The organism is Bacillus mojavensis, from assembly GCF_012648005.1.
Classification (GTDB): Bacteria; Bacillota; Bacilli; order Bacillales; family Bacillaceae; genus Bacillus; species Bacillus mojavensis.
In genome coordinates this window covers 3,717,666-3,733,054 of record NZ_CP051464.1, presented here as the reverse complement: position 1 = coordinate 3,733,054, position 15,389 = coordinate 3,717,666, and the positions used below count along the sequence as shown (strand labels likewise).

Annotated in this window: 14 protein-coding genes; 10 read left to right on the top strand and 4 right to left on the bottom strand. The window is 44.0% G+C overall.

Annotated elements, in window-relative coordinates:
- Positions 1-1,542: a UDP-glucose--hexose-1-phosphate uridylyltransferase gene (gene galT, locus HC660_RS19385; protein WP_168749052.1), complete on the top strand. Its 1,542-nt coding sequence runs from the start codon at positions 1-3 to the stop codon at positions 1,540-1,542.
- Positions 1,543-1,604: 62 nt separating this feature from the next.
- Here the strand turns inward: galT and HC660_RS19380 are convergent, their stop codons facing one another.
- Positions 1,605-1,850: a GlsB/YeaQ/YmgE family stress response membrane protein gene (locus HC660_RS19380; protein WP_010332356.1), complete on the bottom strand. Its 246-nt coding sequence runs from the start codon at positions 1,848-1,850 to the stop codon at positions 1,605-1,607.
- A gap of 514 nt (positions 1,851-2,364) precedes the next feature.
- Here HC660_RS19380 and qoxA point away from each other — a divergent pair.
- From qoxA to qoxD, 4 genes are read left to right on the top strand one after another with little or no spacing between them, the layout of a single operon-like run.
- Entirely contained in the window at positions 2,365-3,330 is a 966-nt protein-coding gene (gene qoxA / locus HC660_RS19375) for a cytochrome aa3 quinol oxidase subunit II (protein ID WP_081720819.1), read from the top strand.
- 27 nt (positions 3,331-3,357) lie between these two features.
- Complete coding sequence (qoxB, locus tag HC660_RS19370; protein ID WP_010332354.1) at positions 3,358-5,307, top strand: cytochrome aa3 quinol oxidase subunit I; 1,950 nt, start codon at positions 3,358-3,360, stop codon at positions 5,305-5,307.
- 13 nt (positions 5,308-5,320) lie between these two features.
- Entirely contained in the window at positions 5,321-5,935 is a 615-nt protein-coding gene (gene qoxC / locus HC660_RS19365) for a cytochrome aa3 quinol oxidase subunit III (RefSeq protein ID WP_010332353.1), read from the top strand.
- Position 5,936: 1 nt separating this feature from the next.
- The gene (gene qoxD / locus HC660_RS19360; protein ID WP_003222169.1) at positions 5,937-6,311 is read left to right on the top strand and encodes a cytochrome aa3 quinol oxidase subunit IV; all 375 of its coding nucleotides are present in this window, start codon (positions 5,937-5,939) and stop codon (positions 6,309-6,311) included.
- A 41-nt stretch (positions 6,312-6,352) separates the two neighbouring features.
- Here qoxD and ywcE read toward each other — a convergent pair whose 3' ends face one another.
- Positions 6,353-6,619: a spore morphogenesis/germination protein YwcE gene (gene ywcE, locus HC660_RS19355; protein ID WP_081638379.1), complete on the bottom strand. Its 267-nt coding sequence runs from the start codon at positions 6,617-6,619 to the stop codon at positions 6,353-6,355.
- Between the two features lie 519 nt (positions 6,620-7,138).
- Between ywcE and HC660_RS19350 the strand changes: the two genes are divergently transcribed.
- The 3 genes from HC660_RS19350 to HC660_RS19340 all read left to right on the top strand — a co-directional run bounded on the left by HC660_RS19350 (position 7,139) and on the right by HC660_RS19340 (position 10,359).
- A complete protein-coding gene (locus HC660_RS19350) occupies positions 7,139-8,323 on the top strand; it encodes a cell shape-determining peptidoglycan glycosyltransferase RodA (RefSeq protein WP_010332351.1) in 1,185 nt (394 codons plus the stop codon).
- Positions 8,324-8,426: 103 nt separating this feature from the next.
- Positions 8,427-9,176 (top strand): oxygen-insensitive NADPH nitroreductase, encoded by a 750-nt coding sequence (gene nfsA / locus HC660_RS19345; RefSeq protein ID WP_168749051.1) that lies wholly within the window; start codon positions 8,427-8,429, stop codon positions 9,174-9,176.
- A gap of 178 nt (positions 9,177-9,354) precedes the next feature.
- A complete protein-coding gene (locus HC660_RS19340; RefSeq protein ID WP_168749050.1) occupies positions 9,355-10,359 on the top strand; it encodes an LLM class flavin-dependent oxidoreductase in 1,005 nt (334 codons plus the stop codon).
- A 57-nt stretch (positions 10,360-10,416) separates the two neighbouring features.
- Here the strand turns inward: HC660_RS19340 and HC660_RS19335 are convergent, their stop codons facing one another.
- Entirely contained in the window at positions 10,417-12,837 is a 2,421-nt protein-coding gene (locus HC660_RS19335; RefSeq protein WP_168749049.1) for a S8 family peptidase, read from the bottom strand.
- Between the two features lie 528 nt (positions 12,838-13,365).
- On the opposite strand from HC660_RS19335, the gene HC660_RS19330 reads away from it, so the two are divergent.
- Positions 13,366-13,668, top strand: coding sequence for a hypothetical protein (locus tag HC660_RS19330; RefSeq protein ID WP_010332348.1), 303 nt, complete (start codon positions 13,366-13,368; stop codon positions 13,666-13,668).
- Positions 13,669-13,709: 41 nt separating this feature from the next.
- Positions 13,710-14,540, top strand: a complete 831-nt coding sequence (gene sacT, locus HC660_RS19325) for a sac operon transcriptional antiterminator SacT (protein WP_010332347.1) — start codon at positions 13,710-13,712, stop codon at positions 14,538-14,540.
- A gap of 38 nt (positions 14,541-14,578) precedes the next feature.
- On the opposite strand, the gene HC660_RS19320 is transcribed toward sacT, so the two are convergent.
- Entirely contained in the window at positions 14,579-15,346 is a 768-nt protein-coding gene (locus tag HC660_RS19320) for a formate/nitrite transporter family protein (RefSeq protein ID WP_168749048.1), read from the bottom strand.
- Positions 15,347-15,389: the final 43 nt, after the last annotated feature.

The following is a 15,389-nucleotide window of genomic DNA, read 5'->3' as shown; positions in this document are numbered from 1 at the left end:
ATGAGCATTTTTGAACATCTGGAACAGCTGATCGAGTATGGGCTGGAACGAAAACTGATATCGATCTGGGATCAGGAATATACGAGAAACCGACTTTATGAAGTGCTGGACATCAAACATCCCCAGCCGGTCTCAAGCACACCTATTAAGCAGAGTCAGCGTCTTCCTGACTTGCTTTCTCCTATTTACGAGTGGGCAGCAGAAACCGGCCGCATAGAAGCAAATACAGACACCTATCGAGATTTGCTCAGTGCGAAGCTGATGGGCTGTTTTGTCCCGCCTCCGTCTGAGGTCATCCGCAAGTTTGAAGAGACAAAGGCGTTATACGGACCGAAACAGGCGACAAAGGAGTTTTATCAATATGCAGAGGATGTCTATTATATCAGGTCTGACAGAATCGCCAAAAACGTTCATTGGACGGTGCCGACCGAATATGGCGAGCTGGAAATAACAATCAATCTGTCAAAGCCTGAAAAGGATCCGAAAGCGATTGCGGCTGCCAAAGAACAGACGCAGACGAATTATCCGCCTTGTGTGCTTTGTAAGGAAAATGTCGGCTTTGAGGGAAGTGTGAACCATCCGGCCCGGCAGAATCACAGAATCATTCCTGTTATTCTCAGAGACGAGCAATGGTATTTGCAATTCTCGCCATACGTGTATTATCCGGAGCATTGCATCGTTTTAAAGGGTGAGCATGAACCGATGGAGATCAGCAAAAAAACGTTTGAAAGACTGCTCTCATTCCTTGGGCAATATCCGCATTATTTTATCGGATCAAACGCAGACCTGCCGATTGTCGGGGGCAGCATCCTAAGCCACGACCATTTTCAAGGCGGGGCGCACGATTTTCCGATGGCGCGTGCCGAAATGGAGGAGAGATATGAATTGATGGGTCATCCCGGTGTGTCGCTGGGCTTAGTGAAATGGCCAATGTCTGTGCTCAGGCTCCAGGGGGACGATCCACATAGAGTCGCTGACGCAGCGGACCATATATTCCGCACATGGCAGCAATATTCTGATGAAAAAGCCGGCATAGCCGCCTTCACAGGGGATACGCCGCACAATACGGTCACGCCGATTGCAAGACGCAGGGGAGGCTCGTATGAACTCGACATCGTGCTGAGAAACAATCGGACGGATAAGGAGCATCCATTAGGAATCTTTCATCCTCATCAAGAGGTTCATCATATCAAAAAAGAAAATATCGGCCTGATTGAGGTCATGGGCTTAGCGATATTGCCGGGCCGTTTACAGGAAGAAATGAAAGCAACGGAAGCGGCAATGTGCTCTGCTGATCCGAAAACAGCATTAGAAGATAATGAGCTGACCGCTAAACATAAAGATTGGGCTCTTCGTCTGATGGAAAGAAGAACCATAACAAAAGGGAATGCGGAACAGGTCATAAAAGAAGAGCTTGGTCATGTATTCGCACGCATTCTTGAACATGCCGGCGTATTTAAACAGACACCCGAAGGAAAACAGGCCTTCAACAGGTTTATCCATTCTTTAGGCGTCAAACAAGGAAAAAGCCTCAACCGTTAAGGAAGAGGCTTTTTCCTATTAAAAAAGAGCCCAAAACGCTCACGCTTTGGGCTCTGTTGTTTCTATCCTCTTTTTCTTGCTAAGAGGCTTACGAGAAAGACAACAATTGCTGAACCGATAATCGCCGGGATAATGGCAAATCCGGCAAGATGCGGTCCCCATGTTCCAAGCAGCCCGTGCCCGATCCAGGCACCAATAAGCCCTGCGATCATCGACCCGATAATTCCTCCGGGCATATCTCCCTTTACAAACAGGCTACCAACCCATCCGATAATAATAGCTACGATAAGTGAAATTATGAAACTCATCATGCAACACATCCTATTTTAGATTTATTTGCTTATATCATTCCTCCTTTTTGTATAGGATAAACAATTGAATGTGCTAATCAAAAAGAGGGAACAGTTCAGAGCATATCGCCGCTCTATTGAGCCTTTTCTTTCAATATGCATTGCGTTAAAATGGTAATCGTGTGAAAAGATGCTAGCCAAGGAAAAATTAATTCCCTTGTAGAAAGTTTAACAAAATGAAATTTTTGATTGACCTAGGTTTTTTATTGTGGTAAACCTTTATTTGTCAGAAATAGTTCTTCATCTTCTTTCTTTACTTATATGCGGAAATAACTAGAAACTTTTCATATTAAGCGATAGATGTGAATAAAGTTGGAGCAAATTTTGTCGATTTTATGACATTTAAGCGAAAATGGGATGAAGTTTATAAAAAAATAAAGCTAATAAGTGAAGTTTTTGATAGCATAACAAAGTAGAGAAAAGATTTTGAGGAAGTATGCACTTCAGATTTATTACATCAATAGGAAGGATGGTGATCTTCTTGTTCAGAGCATTAAAACCGTTACTTGTATTAGCGCTGTTAACTGTGGTTTTTGTCCTTGGGGGATGCAGCAATGCTTCAGTACTAGATCCGAAAGGGCCTGTGGCTGATCAGCAAAGTGATTTAATCCTGTTATCTATCGGATTTATGCTGTTTATCGTCGGGGTCGTCTTTGTTCTTTTTACCATTATTTTAGTAAAATACCGCGACCGTAAAGGCAAAGATAATGGATCTTATAACCCAGAAATTCATGGTAACACGTTCTTAGAAGTAGTCTGGACAGTGATCCCAATTTTAATCGTCATCGCACTTTCTGTGCCAACCGTACAGACGATATATTCGTTAGAAAAAGCTCCTGAAGCAACAAAGGATAAAGAGCCTCTTGTTGTTTACGCTACTTCGGTAGACTGGAAATGGGTATTCAGCTACCCTGAACAGGATATTGAAACGGTCAACTACTTAAACATTCCTGTCGACCGCCCGATCTTGTTTAAAATCTCATCTGCAGATTCAATGGCTTCGCTATGGATTCCTCAGCTTGGAGGACAAAAATACGCGATGGCTGGAATGCTGATGGATCAATACTTACAGGCTGATGAAGTGGGAACTTATGAAGGCCGCAACGCGAACTTCACAGGTGAACATTTTGCCGACCAAGAGTTTGATGTGAATGCTGTAACAGAAAAAGACTTTAACAGCTGGGTGAAAAAGACTCAAAATGAGGCTCCTAAGCTGACAAAAGAGAAGTATGATCAATTGATGCTTCCTGAAAATGTGGACGAATTAACGTTCTCTTCTACTCACTTAAAATACGTTGATCACGGACAAGACGCAGAATACGCGATGGAGGCCCGCAAACGCCTTGGCTACCAAGCCGTTTCACCGCACTCTAAAACAGATCCGTTTGAAAACGTAAAGGAAAATGAATTTAAGAAGTCTGATGATACAGAAGAATGATATTGATCAGGAAAGGAGGAAGCCCGCATGAAATTTAAATGGGATGAATTTTTTGTAACAGGTGACCCATTAATTCTGGGCGCACAAGTTTCCATTGCACTATCTACCATCGCCATCATTGTTGTACTTACCTACTTCAAGAAATGGAAATGGCTCTGGTCTGAATGGATAACAACTGTTGACCACAAAAAACTCGGAATCATGTATATTATATCTGCTGTAATTATGTTATTCCGCGGCGGTGTCGACGGTTTGATGATGCGTGCCCAGCTAGCGCTTCCGAATAACAGTTTTTTAGACTCAAACCACTATAATGAAATTTTTACGACTCACGGTACGATCATGATCATCTTCATGGCGATGCCGTTTTTAATCGGTCTTATTAACGTTGTTGTACCTCTTCAAATCGGTGCTCGCGACGTTGCATTTCCTTACTTGAACAACCTGAGTTTCTGGACGTTCTTCGTAGGGGCTATGCTTTTCAATATTTCTTTCGTTATCGGAGGTTCTCCGAACGCAGGCTGGACAAGTTACATGCCGCTTGCAAGTAACGACATGAGCCCTGGACCGGGTGAGAACTACTACCTCCTCGGACTTCAGATTGCCGGGATCGGTACCCTGATGACAGGGATCAACTTTATGGTCACAATCTTAAAAATGAGAACAAAAGGCATGACACTGATGCGTATGCCAATGTTCACATGGACAACACTGATCACAATGGTTATTATCGTGTTTGCTTTCCCTGTGCTTACAGTAGCTTTAGCACTCTTATCATTTGATCGTTTGTTCGGCGCTCACTTTTTCACACTGGAAGCAGGCGGTATGCCGATGCTTTGGGCCAACCTGTTCTGGATTTGGGGACATCCTGAAGTATATATCGTTATTCTTCCGGCGTTCGGTATTTTCTCAGAAATTATCTCAAGCTTTGCAAGAAAACAATTGTTTGGTTACAAAGCGATGGTTGGTTCTATTATCGCCATCTCCGTATTGAGTTTCTTAGTTTGGACTCACCACTTCTTCACAATGGGGAACAGTGCGTCCGTTAACTCATTCTTCTCAATTACGACAATGGCAATCTCGATTCCGACCGGGGTTAAAATCTTTAACTGGCTCTTTACCATGTATAAAGGCCGAATCAGCTTTACAACGCCTATGCTGTGGGCGCTTGCATTCATTCCTAACTTCGTTATCGGCGGGGTTACAGGGGTTATGCTTGCGATGGCAGCAGCGGATTATCAATACCATAATACGTACTTCCTGGTATCTCACTTCCACTACGTGCTGATCGCGGGTACTGTATTTGCTTGTTTCGCAGGATTTATTTTCTGGTATCCAAAAATGTTCGGCCACAAACTGAACGAAAAAATCGGAAAATGGTTCTTCTGGATCTTTATGATCGGGTTCAATATTTGTTTCTTCCCGCAATATTTCTTGGGGCTTCAAGGTATGCCTCGCCGTATTTACACATACGGACCGAATGACGGCTGGACAACATTGAACTTTATTTCAACAGTCGGAGCTTTCATGATGGGTGTAGGATTCTTAATCCTTTGCTATAACATCTACTACAGCTTCCGTTACTCTACTCGTGAAATCAGTGGAGATTCATGGGGTGTGGGACGTACGCTTGATTGGGCGACTTCATCTGCGATTCCGCCGCACTACAACTTTGCGGTGCTTCCTGAAGTCAAATCCCAAGATGCATTCCTGCACATGAAAGAAGAAAAAACTGAATTATACCCTGAAAGCAAATTCAAGAAAATCCATATGCCAAGCAACTCAGGCAGACCGTTCTTTATGTCTGTTGCCTTCGGTATCGCAGGCTTTGGACTTGTCTTTGAATGGTACTGGATGGGCGTAGTCGGATTAATCGGAGTCCTGCTCTGCATGGTGCTACGTTCATTCGAATACGACAATGGCTACTACGTTAGTGTTGATGAAATAAAAGAGACGGAAAGAAAGATTTCCGAATAAGGAGGCGTGAGTTATGGAACATGCAGAACACGGCAATTCTAACGCGCCTATGGAATATCAATCTGAAACCGGCAGACTTAATATTCTCGGGTTTTGGATCTTTTTAGGGGCAGAAATTGTGTTGTTCTCAACACTATTTGCAACCTTCTTCGTTCTTCAAAACAGAACAGCAGGAGGTGTCTTACCGGACGAGCTGTTTGAAGTGAATCTGGTAATGATTATGACGTTCTTGCTGCTTATCAGCAGCTTTACCTGCGGGATCGCTGTTCATGAAATGCGCCGCGGAAGTTTAAAAGGCGTCGTCATTTGGACAATTATCACTCTTCTTCTCGGCGCCGGCTTCGTCGGTTGTGAGATCAACGAGTTTGTCCATTATGTACATGAAGGAGCATCTCTCGGTACAAGTGCGTTCTGGTCTGGATTCTTTGTTTTACTTGGAACTCACGGAACTCACGTAACAATCGGTATTTTCTGGATTGCAGGCATTCTGATTCAGTTGAAGAAACGCGGCTTAACTCCGCAAACTTCATCTAAAATCTTTATCTCAAGCTTGTACTGGCACTTCTTAGATGTTGTATGGATTTTCATCTTTACAGGTGTCTATCTCATGGGATTGGGGGGTCTGTAAAATGGCAAACAAATCTGCTGAACACAGTCACTTTCCATGGAAGCACATTGTAGGTTTTGCACTTTCTATTGTTTTGACCCTGCTGGCTCTATGGGTTGCAGTGTATACTGACCTGAGCTCATCAGCAAAACTTTGGATCATTTTCGGCTTCGCCTTCATTCAGGCGGCGCTCCAGCTCCTCATGTTCATGCACATGACAGAGAGCGAAAACGGCGGTATCCAAGTTGGAAACACGCTGTTCGGATTCTTCGGCGCGATCGTTATCGTGCTTGGATCCATCTGGATTTTCGCGGCTCACTATCATCACGGTGACCACATGGATGGAAATCCTCCTGGAGGCGCTGAACACTCAGAGCACTCAGGCCACAACGAATAAGCAAAAAACCCTCTTCGTCCAGAAGAGGGTTTTTTACTGTTTCAGCTGCTGCTTCGCTTTCTGCGAAGATAAGGAAGGCCATAAATGATAAAGGCCGCAATATGAGCGACAATGACGTTGACGGCAAACAGGATAATCATGAGAGTGTGTCCGAGTGGAGAAAGGCTTTCTGTTGCGTAAAAGAAGAAGAATACCCACATTAAAATAATTGGCGGAATAGCAGAGAGTGCGACTTTTTTGTTATCGAGCCAAATAAAGAGGGGAGTAGCGCTGGCAACCAGTAAATAAGCAAAAAACATGTCCATCATACCCGTCTCCTTTCATTTTGTGACAGCGTTTACAAAAATGAAGTAGAGGAAATGAATTGTGTCTGTTTTGTGGTTGTTTTGTGAACGTTTTGTTACAATTATTATACCATGTTTTCCAGAAATTGATACAGGTAATTGTGGAAATGATCTGGCACTATTGCCTTATTTTTTATCGCCTATCCGCTAGGAGAATGTATGGAAACCGAGAGAATGGAGCAGTTTGTTTACTTCTGCCTTGGTTTTCTAGCAACTTGCTGTACGAAAGGAACCTTCAATAAATACATATTTAATAAGAGACTGCATGCATGACCCTTTAGAAATAGGGGTTTTTTCATTTGAAAAGTTTTGTGTCAATCGAAACATTTCGGTTTATGATACGTCATATTTCGTGTAGCTGAAAAAGCGCCACAACTGCGCGCAAAAAACAAAAAAGGAAACGAGCTTCACGTGTCATCTTGAACGTGGTTCATGTATAATAAACATTAGTGATTTTCCGATGAAAATGTAAGGCGGGATAGAATGAGTCGATATAAGAAACAGCAAAGCCCCTTTTATCAGGGGGATTTGATTTTTATATTTTGTGTGTTTTTTATCATAAGTGTAGTATCAATTTATGCTGCCGGTCAGTTTGGGCAGTATGGAGACGGTGCTTGGAAGAAACAAATCGTTTATTATGTATTGGGCATTGTTGCAATAACGGCACTACTTTATTTCGATTTAGAGCAACTAGAGAAACTTAGTTTATATGTGTTTATATTTGGAATCTTATTGTTATTGATATTAAGGATTAGCCCTGAGTCTATCGCCCCTGTAAAAAATGGTGCAAAAAGCTGGTTCCAATTTGGACCTGTTACGTTGCAGCCTTCTGAATTTATGAAGATAGGGCTCATGATGATGGTGGCCTCGGTTATATCTAAGGCGAATCCTAAAAAAGTTCGTTCACTTAGAGATGATGTCTATCTTTTGTTGAAGATAGCAGGCGTTGCAGTAGTGCCAATCGGACTTATCCTTCTGCAGGATGCTGGTACAGCAGGAATATGTATGTTTATTGTGATTGTCATGGTCTTTATGTCAGGAGTAAACTGGAAGCTGATCGCGATCATTGGCGGTTCAGGTATCTTACTTATTACTCTTGCCTTGTTAGTCATGATTAATTTTCCTGATGTTGCTAAGTCAGTGGGTATTCAAGAGTATCAAATTAACAGGGTTACATCTTGGGTTTCTGATTCAAATGGAACAACTCAGGAAGATGCAAATAGCGGCTGGCAGGTTGATCAGGCCGTCATGGCTATCGGCTCAGGCGGGATTATCGGAAATGGTGTTCATAACTTGAAGGTTTATGTACCAGAGGGACAGACTGACTTTATTTTTGCTATTTTAGGTGAAAGCTTCGGATTTTTAGGCTGTGCCATTGTGGTTATCATGTTCTTCTTCTTAATCTATAGACTTGTCGTTTTGATTGACAAGATCCATCCATTCAACCGTTTTGCTTCTTTCTTTTGCGTAGGTTATACGGCGTTAATTGTGATCCACACATTCCAGAATATCGGGATGAATATCGGTATTATGCCTGTTACAGGGATTCCGCTGCTGTTTGTCAGCTATGGGGGAAGCTCGACGCTTGCCACGTTAATTGGTTTCGGTATTGTGTATAATGCGAGTGTTCAGCTGACGAGATACAGAAGTTATTTGTTTAATTCATAAAATGCAGACAGCCTTTAAGGGCTGTCTCTTTTTTTGTAGAGCATTTCACTTTTGAGTTCGCTTTTTTTCGGATATGATAAAAACAGATAAGGAGGTTCTTGTGATGAACAACACAATTGAAACCATTTTAAACCATCGGTCGATCCGATCATTTACTGATCAGCTTTTGACAGCTGAGGAAATTGATACATTAGTGAAAAGCGCGCAGGCTGCGCCTACGTCCAGCTATGTGCAGGCTTATACGATTATCGGTGTTTCCGATCCGGAGAAAAAACGTGAGCTGTCTGTGCTTGCGGGGAATCAGCCTTATGTTGAACATAACGGTCACTTTTTTGTGTTTTGCGCGGACTTGTACCGTCATCAAAAACTGGCTGAAGAAAAAGGCGAACATATCTCTGAGCTGCTGGAAAATACGGAAATGTTTATGGTCAGTTTAATTGATGCTGCGCTTGCGGCTCAAAATATGAGCATCGCCGCAGAATCAATGGGGCTTGGCATATGTTATATCGGAGGCATTCGGAATGAACTGGACAAGGTGACAGAGGTGCTGCAAACGCCTGACCATGTGCTCCCGCTTTTTGGCCTGGCTGTAGGACATCCTGCCAACCCATCCGGCAAAAAACCGAGATTGCCGAAGCAGGCTGTATATCATGAAAATACCTATAACGTGAATGACGAGGATTTTCGTAAACATATGAGTGCATATGACAAAACCATTTCTGATTATTATAGAGAAAGAACAAATGGTCAGCGGGTGGAAACGTGGTCTGATCAAATTCTGAACTTTATGAAGCAGAAACCGCGTACGTACTTAAATGAATATGTGAAAGAAAAAGGCTTTAATAAGAACTAAATGTGAAACCTCTCCGCTGGCGGAGAGGTTTTTATGTTTCACGTGTAACATATTCCGACAAATAGAGACAAGTTGACACAAATAAATGACGATTGATCGGGAGACACTGATGAACAGTGTGAGCGGCTTAGAAGAAAAAATAATGGATCAGTGATACGATGAGGACGAGGTGGTAGGGATGTTATCATTAAGTATATTAGATCAATCTCCGGTGTCCGAGGGAAGCTCGGCAGAAACGGCATTAAGGGAAACCGTTGAGCTTGCCCAGGCGGCTGAGGGTCTTGGATATAAGAGATTTTGGGTTTCAGAGCATCACTTTTCAAAGCGCCTGGCAGGGTCCAGTCCAGAGGTGCTGATCAGCCATATTGCGGCGAAAACGAACCGGATCAGGGTGGGGTCAGGCGGTGTTATGCTGCCGCACTACAGTGCCTATAAAGTAGCGGAGAATTTTCGTGTGCTGGAAGGTTTGACGCCGGGAAGAATTGATCTCGGCCTAGGCAGAGCGCCGGGAGGAATGCCGATTGCATCTTGGGCGCTCAATGACGGCGGAAAGCGCAATGCTGATCAGTATCCGCAGCAAATCAAGGAACTGACGATGTATTTGCATGATTTGGCGGATGACAAACACCGTTTTCCGAATCTGACGGCTGCGCCTCATATATCCAGCGCACCGGATGTGTGGCTGCTCGGTTCATCCGGAGAAAGTGCCTTGCTTGCCGCTGAATCGGGTGCCGGCTATATGTTTGCTCACTTTATTAATGGCGAGGGCGGAGAGGATACGGTCAGACAATATAAGAGACGATTTAAGCCATCTGTGTTAGGAGAAACGCCTCGGGCGGCAGTTGCTGTTTTTGTCCTATGTGCGGATACAGAGGAGAAAGCGGAACAGCTTGCGGCAGTGCTTGATTTTACTCTCTTGGCGGGGGAGCAGGGCATTCCTTTAGAAGGCGTTCCTGATTATGAAGCTGTCCGGAACAATACGTACTCTCCTTATGAACAAAGACGAATTGCTGATAACAGAAACCGAATGATTGTCGGTACGAAAAAACAGGTCAAGGACCAGCTGATGTCCTTGAGTAAGGCTTATGATACAGAGGAAATCATGGCGGTAACCATTACGAATCGATTTGAGGATAAACTTCATTCTTATTGCCTTTTACAGGAGGCGTTTGCCGAGGCATGAAGCCGTTAAAGCCTGTATGGAAAAAGCCCCGCCGATGTTTCTCGGCAGGGCTGCTTTTTATTCAACAGTAAAAGGCTCTTCGGTCAGAACTTGACTTGATTTTCCTTTGTTGGCTGCATAGGCGAGCATATAATATTCACCGGCTGGAAGTGTTGTACCCCCATTGATCGTGCCGTCCCAGTCAAAGTACTGGTAGCCTTTATCTTGATGTTTATAAATACCTGCTTGGCCTGCAAAGTCAAGGTTGCTGTCATAGACAAGGAATGCCAGCTCTTCCGCTCCCGCAGGAAGGTAGGTTTCAATTTCATAGGTGCCTTGCTCAGAGCCCTCATTAACTGATACAGACGTTACCCTCGGATAATCCGGCTCTTTAACGATCAGCAATGTAGGTACCTTGGCGACGGTTTTTCCGCCTTCTCTTACGATGACTGTTCCTTCATAGGTGCCTGCTTTTGTTTTCTTTGTATTGACCTTTACTGTTGCAGTGGCTTTTCCGGTTTTATGAGCCGGAATCACAACACGGCTTGTGCCGGATGTGGAAATACCGCTTCCGTTGAATGAGTATTCCAGCGTGTATGACTTCCTAATGGAAGATTGATTTTCAATTGTAAAGGTCTTTTTCTTCGTTTCGTTTCCTTTTTCCTTCAAAAATGTGCCGTACGAGTAGCTTCCCGGTGAGACGAACGAGTCGGCTTTGATCGCGTTCATGATTCTTGCGCTGCCTGCACCCTGGGCATTATGCGGATATACTTCTCCGTCGCCATTCTTTAATGTGACAGCGGTATTCATGATGGCAGCTTTGATCTGTTCAACGCTCCATTTCGGTTTAGCTTGTTTGATGACGGCAACCGCTCCGGCGATATGAGGTGATGCCATGCTCGTTCCTTGTTTTGACCCGTAGCCATATGGGCTGTCAGGATCATGTGTTGGAATGGTGCTGACAATATTGACGCCTGGGGCGGAAATATCCGGCTTAATCATCCACGTATCCATCACAGGGCCGCGGGATGAGAAATCGGCAACCTGTTCACCGAGCGTTTTTGAGACCGTCAACTTGAATGTTGCTTTTGTCTCGCCAGCTTTCATGGCGCTGATGAGCTTTTCACCGTCTTCTAATGAAAGCTTAATCGTTGGCACAGACATGCCAGGCACATTGGCTTCAATTTCCCCAGATAAATTGTTATACACAACCATGCCGATGGCGCCTGCTTTTTTGGCGTTGTCCGCTTTATCCACAAAAGCAATGCTGCCCCGTTTGACGAGTGCCACTTTGCCTTTCAGATCTTTTCCTTCAAAATCCTTTTCTTCGCCGAGACCAGCGTCGACAAGCTCGACCTCTTTATTGTGAAGTCCCTTAACGTCATCTTCTTTGTCATAGCCCATGACTTTTGCTGAAGAGTAAGAGCCGAATGAGACAGCGTATTCATTGAGCGGAAGCTGCGTTGCACCGACAGAAATCGCTTCTCTGGATGTGCCAGGCGATCCGACGGTCCAGCCGTTCGGTCCGCTGTTTCCATTTGATGTAACAGCGACAACGCCCTCTGACATGGCCCAATCAAGCGCTGTGCTTGTCGCCCAGTCCGGGTTGTTTAATGAGTTTCCGAGAGACAGGTTCATCACATCTGCGCCGTCCTGAACTGCACGTTCCACGCCTGCAATGACGTTTTCTGTTGTGCCGCTTCCTCCCGGTCCGAGAACGCGGTAAGCGAGAAGTGTTGCATCAGGTGCTACGCCTTTAATCGTACCGTTCGCAGCGACAGTTCCGGCCACGTGTGTTCCGTGGTCAGTGGCTTCGCCTCTCGGATCGCCCGTTGGTGTTTCTTTCGGATCGTAATCATTGTCTACAAAATCGTATCCTTTATATTGTCCGAAGTTTTTCTTCAGATCAGGGTGATTGTACTCAACCCCTGTATCAATAACAGCGACTTTGACGCCTTTCCCAGTGTAGCCTAAATCCCAAGCGTCGTTTGCTCCGATATATGGCGCGCTGTCATCCATTTGCGGAGATACAGCGTCCTCGGAGATGGTGACATCTTTCTCCTTTATATTGTCTGTTTTGTAAGTGACGTTCGGGTACACAGCTTTAACGTCATCTACTGCTAGGAGTTTTGGAATTTCATTAGCTGGGAGCTTCATAGAAAATCCGGAGAAAACCTGTTCATATTCTCGTTTTACTTTTCCGTTTTTCACCGCTTTCACGGCTTTGTTTTTTGCTTTTGAGCGGGCGTTTTTGAGCTTGCTTTTCGTTTGGTTTACTCCCGCTTCCTTCGCCTCTGCCAAGGATTTTTCTTTTAATTCCACAATCACCGTTGTTTGTTTGCTTGTTGTCATGTCAATATCACCGAATAACTCGGCTTTTTCCAGGTCTGCCGATCCTTTTGAAGAAACCGGTGCTGCCTGTACCCCTGTCATGCCTGTGGATAACGTAAAGAATAAAACAAGACCTAGAAGCAGAAAGCGAATAATCCCGTTTTTCAATGTGTTTCCCCCTTTGAGTTAAGAAAAAATGTTGAAGATCTAGTATATATTTCTTGAAAATTCAAAAAAATCCTTGTGTCATTTGGACCATTTATTGGATTTTGGTTGTGTATAAGGAAGGAGTTATACACAGAACCCTGTGTATAAGTGAATAAAGCTGTGTATATATATAGTTGGGAATATATGTTCTTATACAAAATATAGATGGTGTTTGTGGACATGTGGATATCTCTTGTGATTAAGTTGTTCTTATCTTTGGGATAACTTGTGTATAAACTTTTTAAAGCGGTTCTCCAATTTTCATTTCATTTCTTTCAGCTTTCAACAAAACTTCTTAAAACTAGTTTGTTTTTTCACTCATATTGTGACAAAGAATTCTCTTTCCACGGTCTATCATAGAGTCATGAGTTTTGCTAGAGCTGCTAGTTTGCGAGAAAAGAAATCGGCCGTCTTTTCTTGCGGGCTGCGGCTGAAAAAACGGGCTGCTAAAAAGGCTGCCTGCCAAAAAGAAGCGGAGGGATGTTTTCTATGAAACGTTTGCTTGTATCTTTACGGGTGTGGATGGTCTTTTTGATGAACTGGGTGGCGCCGGACCGAAAACATGCGGCTGCCGCTATTTATTCGGCTCAGCGTACATATCAAAGAAAAGCGGCGGTGCAAGCCGCAGGACTGGTTTCGTTTTATGAATGGCGGATGGCTGTGAATGACGAAGAAAAACAGAAAGCGAAAGCCGCCGCTCTCTATAAAAGAAGATGTCTGCAAGCCTTCAAGGAATCGCCAAAGCAGGAGAGGGCCGGCCCGCATCTTTACATGGCGGTCAAAAGGAGGTAAAATCCCAGTCATAAAAGCTAATTGGCGGGAGAGAGAGCCTCTTGAAAATCTATAAAGTATTAAACAACAATGCGGCTTTAATTAAAGAGGATGATCAGGAAAAAATTGTGATGGGACCGGGAATCGCTTTTCAAAAAAAGAAAAATGATCTTATCCCTATGAATAAAGTAGAAAAGATATTTGTCGTGCACGACGAGAATGAAAAGTTTAAACAAATCTTGCAAACGCTGCCGGAGGAGCATATTGATATAGCTGAGGATATCATCAGCTATGCGGAAGGGGAGCTCGCGGCGCCGCTGAGCGACCATATTCATATCGCGCTTTCTGACCATTTGTCCTTTGCGATCGAAAGGATTCAAAATGGGCTGCTTGTGCAAAATAAATTATTGCATGAGATAAAGGCGCTCTATAAAAAAGAATACGAGATCGGCCTGTGGGCGATCGGTCATGTAAAAGAGACATTGGGCGTGTCTCTGCCTGAAGATGAAGCGGGTTATATTGCCCTTCACATCCATACGGCAAAGATGGATGCGGAGAGTATGTATTCAGCGCTGAAGCATACGACGATGATAAAAGAAATGATAGAGAAAATAGAAAACTATTTTAATCGAAAGGTGGATGAGAACAGCATTTCCTATCAACGCCTTGTCACGCATTTGCGATACGCGGTCAGCCGGTTGGAATCAAATGAAGCGTTTCATGTCATGGACGAAGAGATGCTTTATTTCATCCAAAAAAAGTATTCATTTGCCTATCAATGTGCGCTGGAGCTGGCGGAGTTTCTGAAAAATGAATATCAATTACATTTGCCGGAGTCCGAGGCCGGCTATATCACGCTGCATGTCCAGCGTCTTCAAGATCTCTCGGAATAACCGCTTTGACTTGCAGGGAGTGATCTCTGGAAGTTTTTTTATTTATCGGCATTCAGCGTGTGATACATCCAGCCCATCATCACAATTCCTGCGGCCAGATTGCCGAGCGTAACAGGAATTAAGTTTCTGACTACTCCCGCCAGTGTGACTGTATCAGGGTGATCAATCAAAAGTGAGATCGCAAATGTGCACATATTGGCAATGCTGTGTTCGAAACCGGAAATAAAAAAGCAGAAAACGAAAAGCATCATGGCAAACAGCTTTGCTCCTTCTCCTTTGAGAGACATCGGAATGAAAAAAGCGAGACATACAAGCCAATTGCACAGCATTCCTCGGAAAAACAGCTCTGACGCCGGCGGCTCCATCTTATGCTCTGCCAATTGAATCAAAAAGGAATGGGATGCCCCCTCGAAAAGCCCGGTTGCGCTGATAAGAATCGCAAATAAAACGGCTCCGATCAAATTGCCGGTATAGCTGAAAGCCCACAAATACAGGGTATCGCGCCAGCGGATTCTTTTCCGGAGTGCGGTATAAGTGAAATAAAAGGTGTTGCCGGTGAATAAATCCCCGCCTCCGTAGGCAATTAATACAATAGCAGCTCCAAATGTCACAGCGGCAGCCGGAAAGGCAAACGGTGAGTCGGCAATAGAGAAATAGCTGCCTGTTTTGCTTGCGGCTGTAATGCCAAAACCAATAAACATGCTGGCCAAAATGGATCTGAGCAAATAACGGATTTTGCTTGAAACGAATATGTCTTGTTTTCTTAAAGCATACTCTTCAACCTTTTGCAATGCTTGCGTTTCCATTGTCTTTTCCTGCTTTCTTTGATAGATGAGCATAGTATAGCAT

Excerpts from the sequence above, each read along its gene's own strand:
- HC660_RS19340 (WP_168749050.1), top strand. The coding sequence starts at position 9,355 with ATGTTATCATTAAGTATATTAGATCAATCTCCGGTGTCCGAGGGAAGC.
- HC660_RS19380 (WP_010332356.1), bottom strand. The coding sequence starts at position 1,850 with ATGAGTTTCATAATTTCACTTATCGTAGCTATTATTATCGGATGGGTT.
- qoxB (WP_010332354.1), top strand. The coding sequence starts at position 3,358 with ATGAAATTTAAATGGGATGAATTTTTTGTAACAGGTGACCCATTAATT.
- ywcE (WP_081638379.1), bottom strand. The coding sequence starts at position 6,619 with ATGATGGACATGTTTTTTGCTTATTTACTGGTTGCCAGCGCTACTCCC.
- qoxC (WP_010332353.1), top strand. The coding sequence starts at position 5,321 with ATGGAACATGCAGAACACGGCAATTCTAACGCGCCTATGGAATATCAA.
- nfsA (WP_168749051.1), top strand. The coding sequence starts at position 8,427 with ATGAACAACACAATTGAAACCATTTTAAACCATCGGTCGATCCGATCA.
- qoxD (WP_003222169.1), top strand. The coding sequence starts at position 5,937 with ATGGCAAACAAATCTGCTGAACACAGTCACTTTCCATGGAAGCACATT.
- HC660_RS19350 (WP_010332351.1), top strand. The coding sequence starts at position 7,139 with ATGAGTCGATATAAGAAACAGCAAAGCCCCTTTTATCAGGGGGATTTG.
- HC660_RS19330 (WP_010332348.1), top strand. The coding sequence starts at position 13,366 with ATGAAACGTTTGCTTGTATCTTTACGGGTGTGGATGGTCTTTTTGATG.
- galT (WP_168749052.1), top strand. The coding sequence starts at position 1 with ATGAGCATTTTTGAACATCTGGAACAGCTGATCGAGTATGGGCTGGAA.
- HC660_RS19320 (WP_168749048.1), bottom strand. The coding sequence starts at position 15,346 with ATGGAAACGCAAGCATTGCAAAAGGTTGAAGAGTATGCTTTAAGAAAA.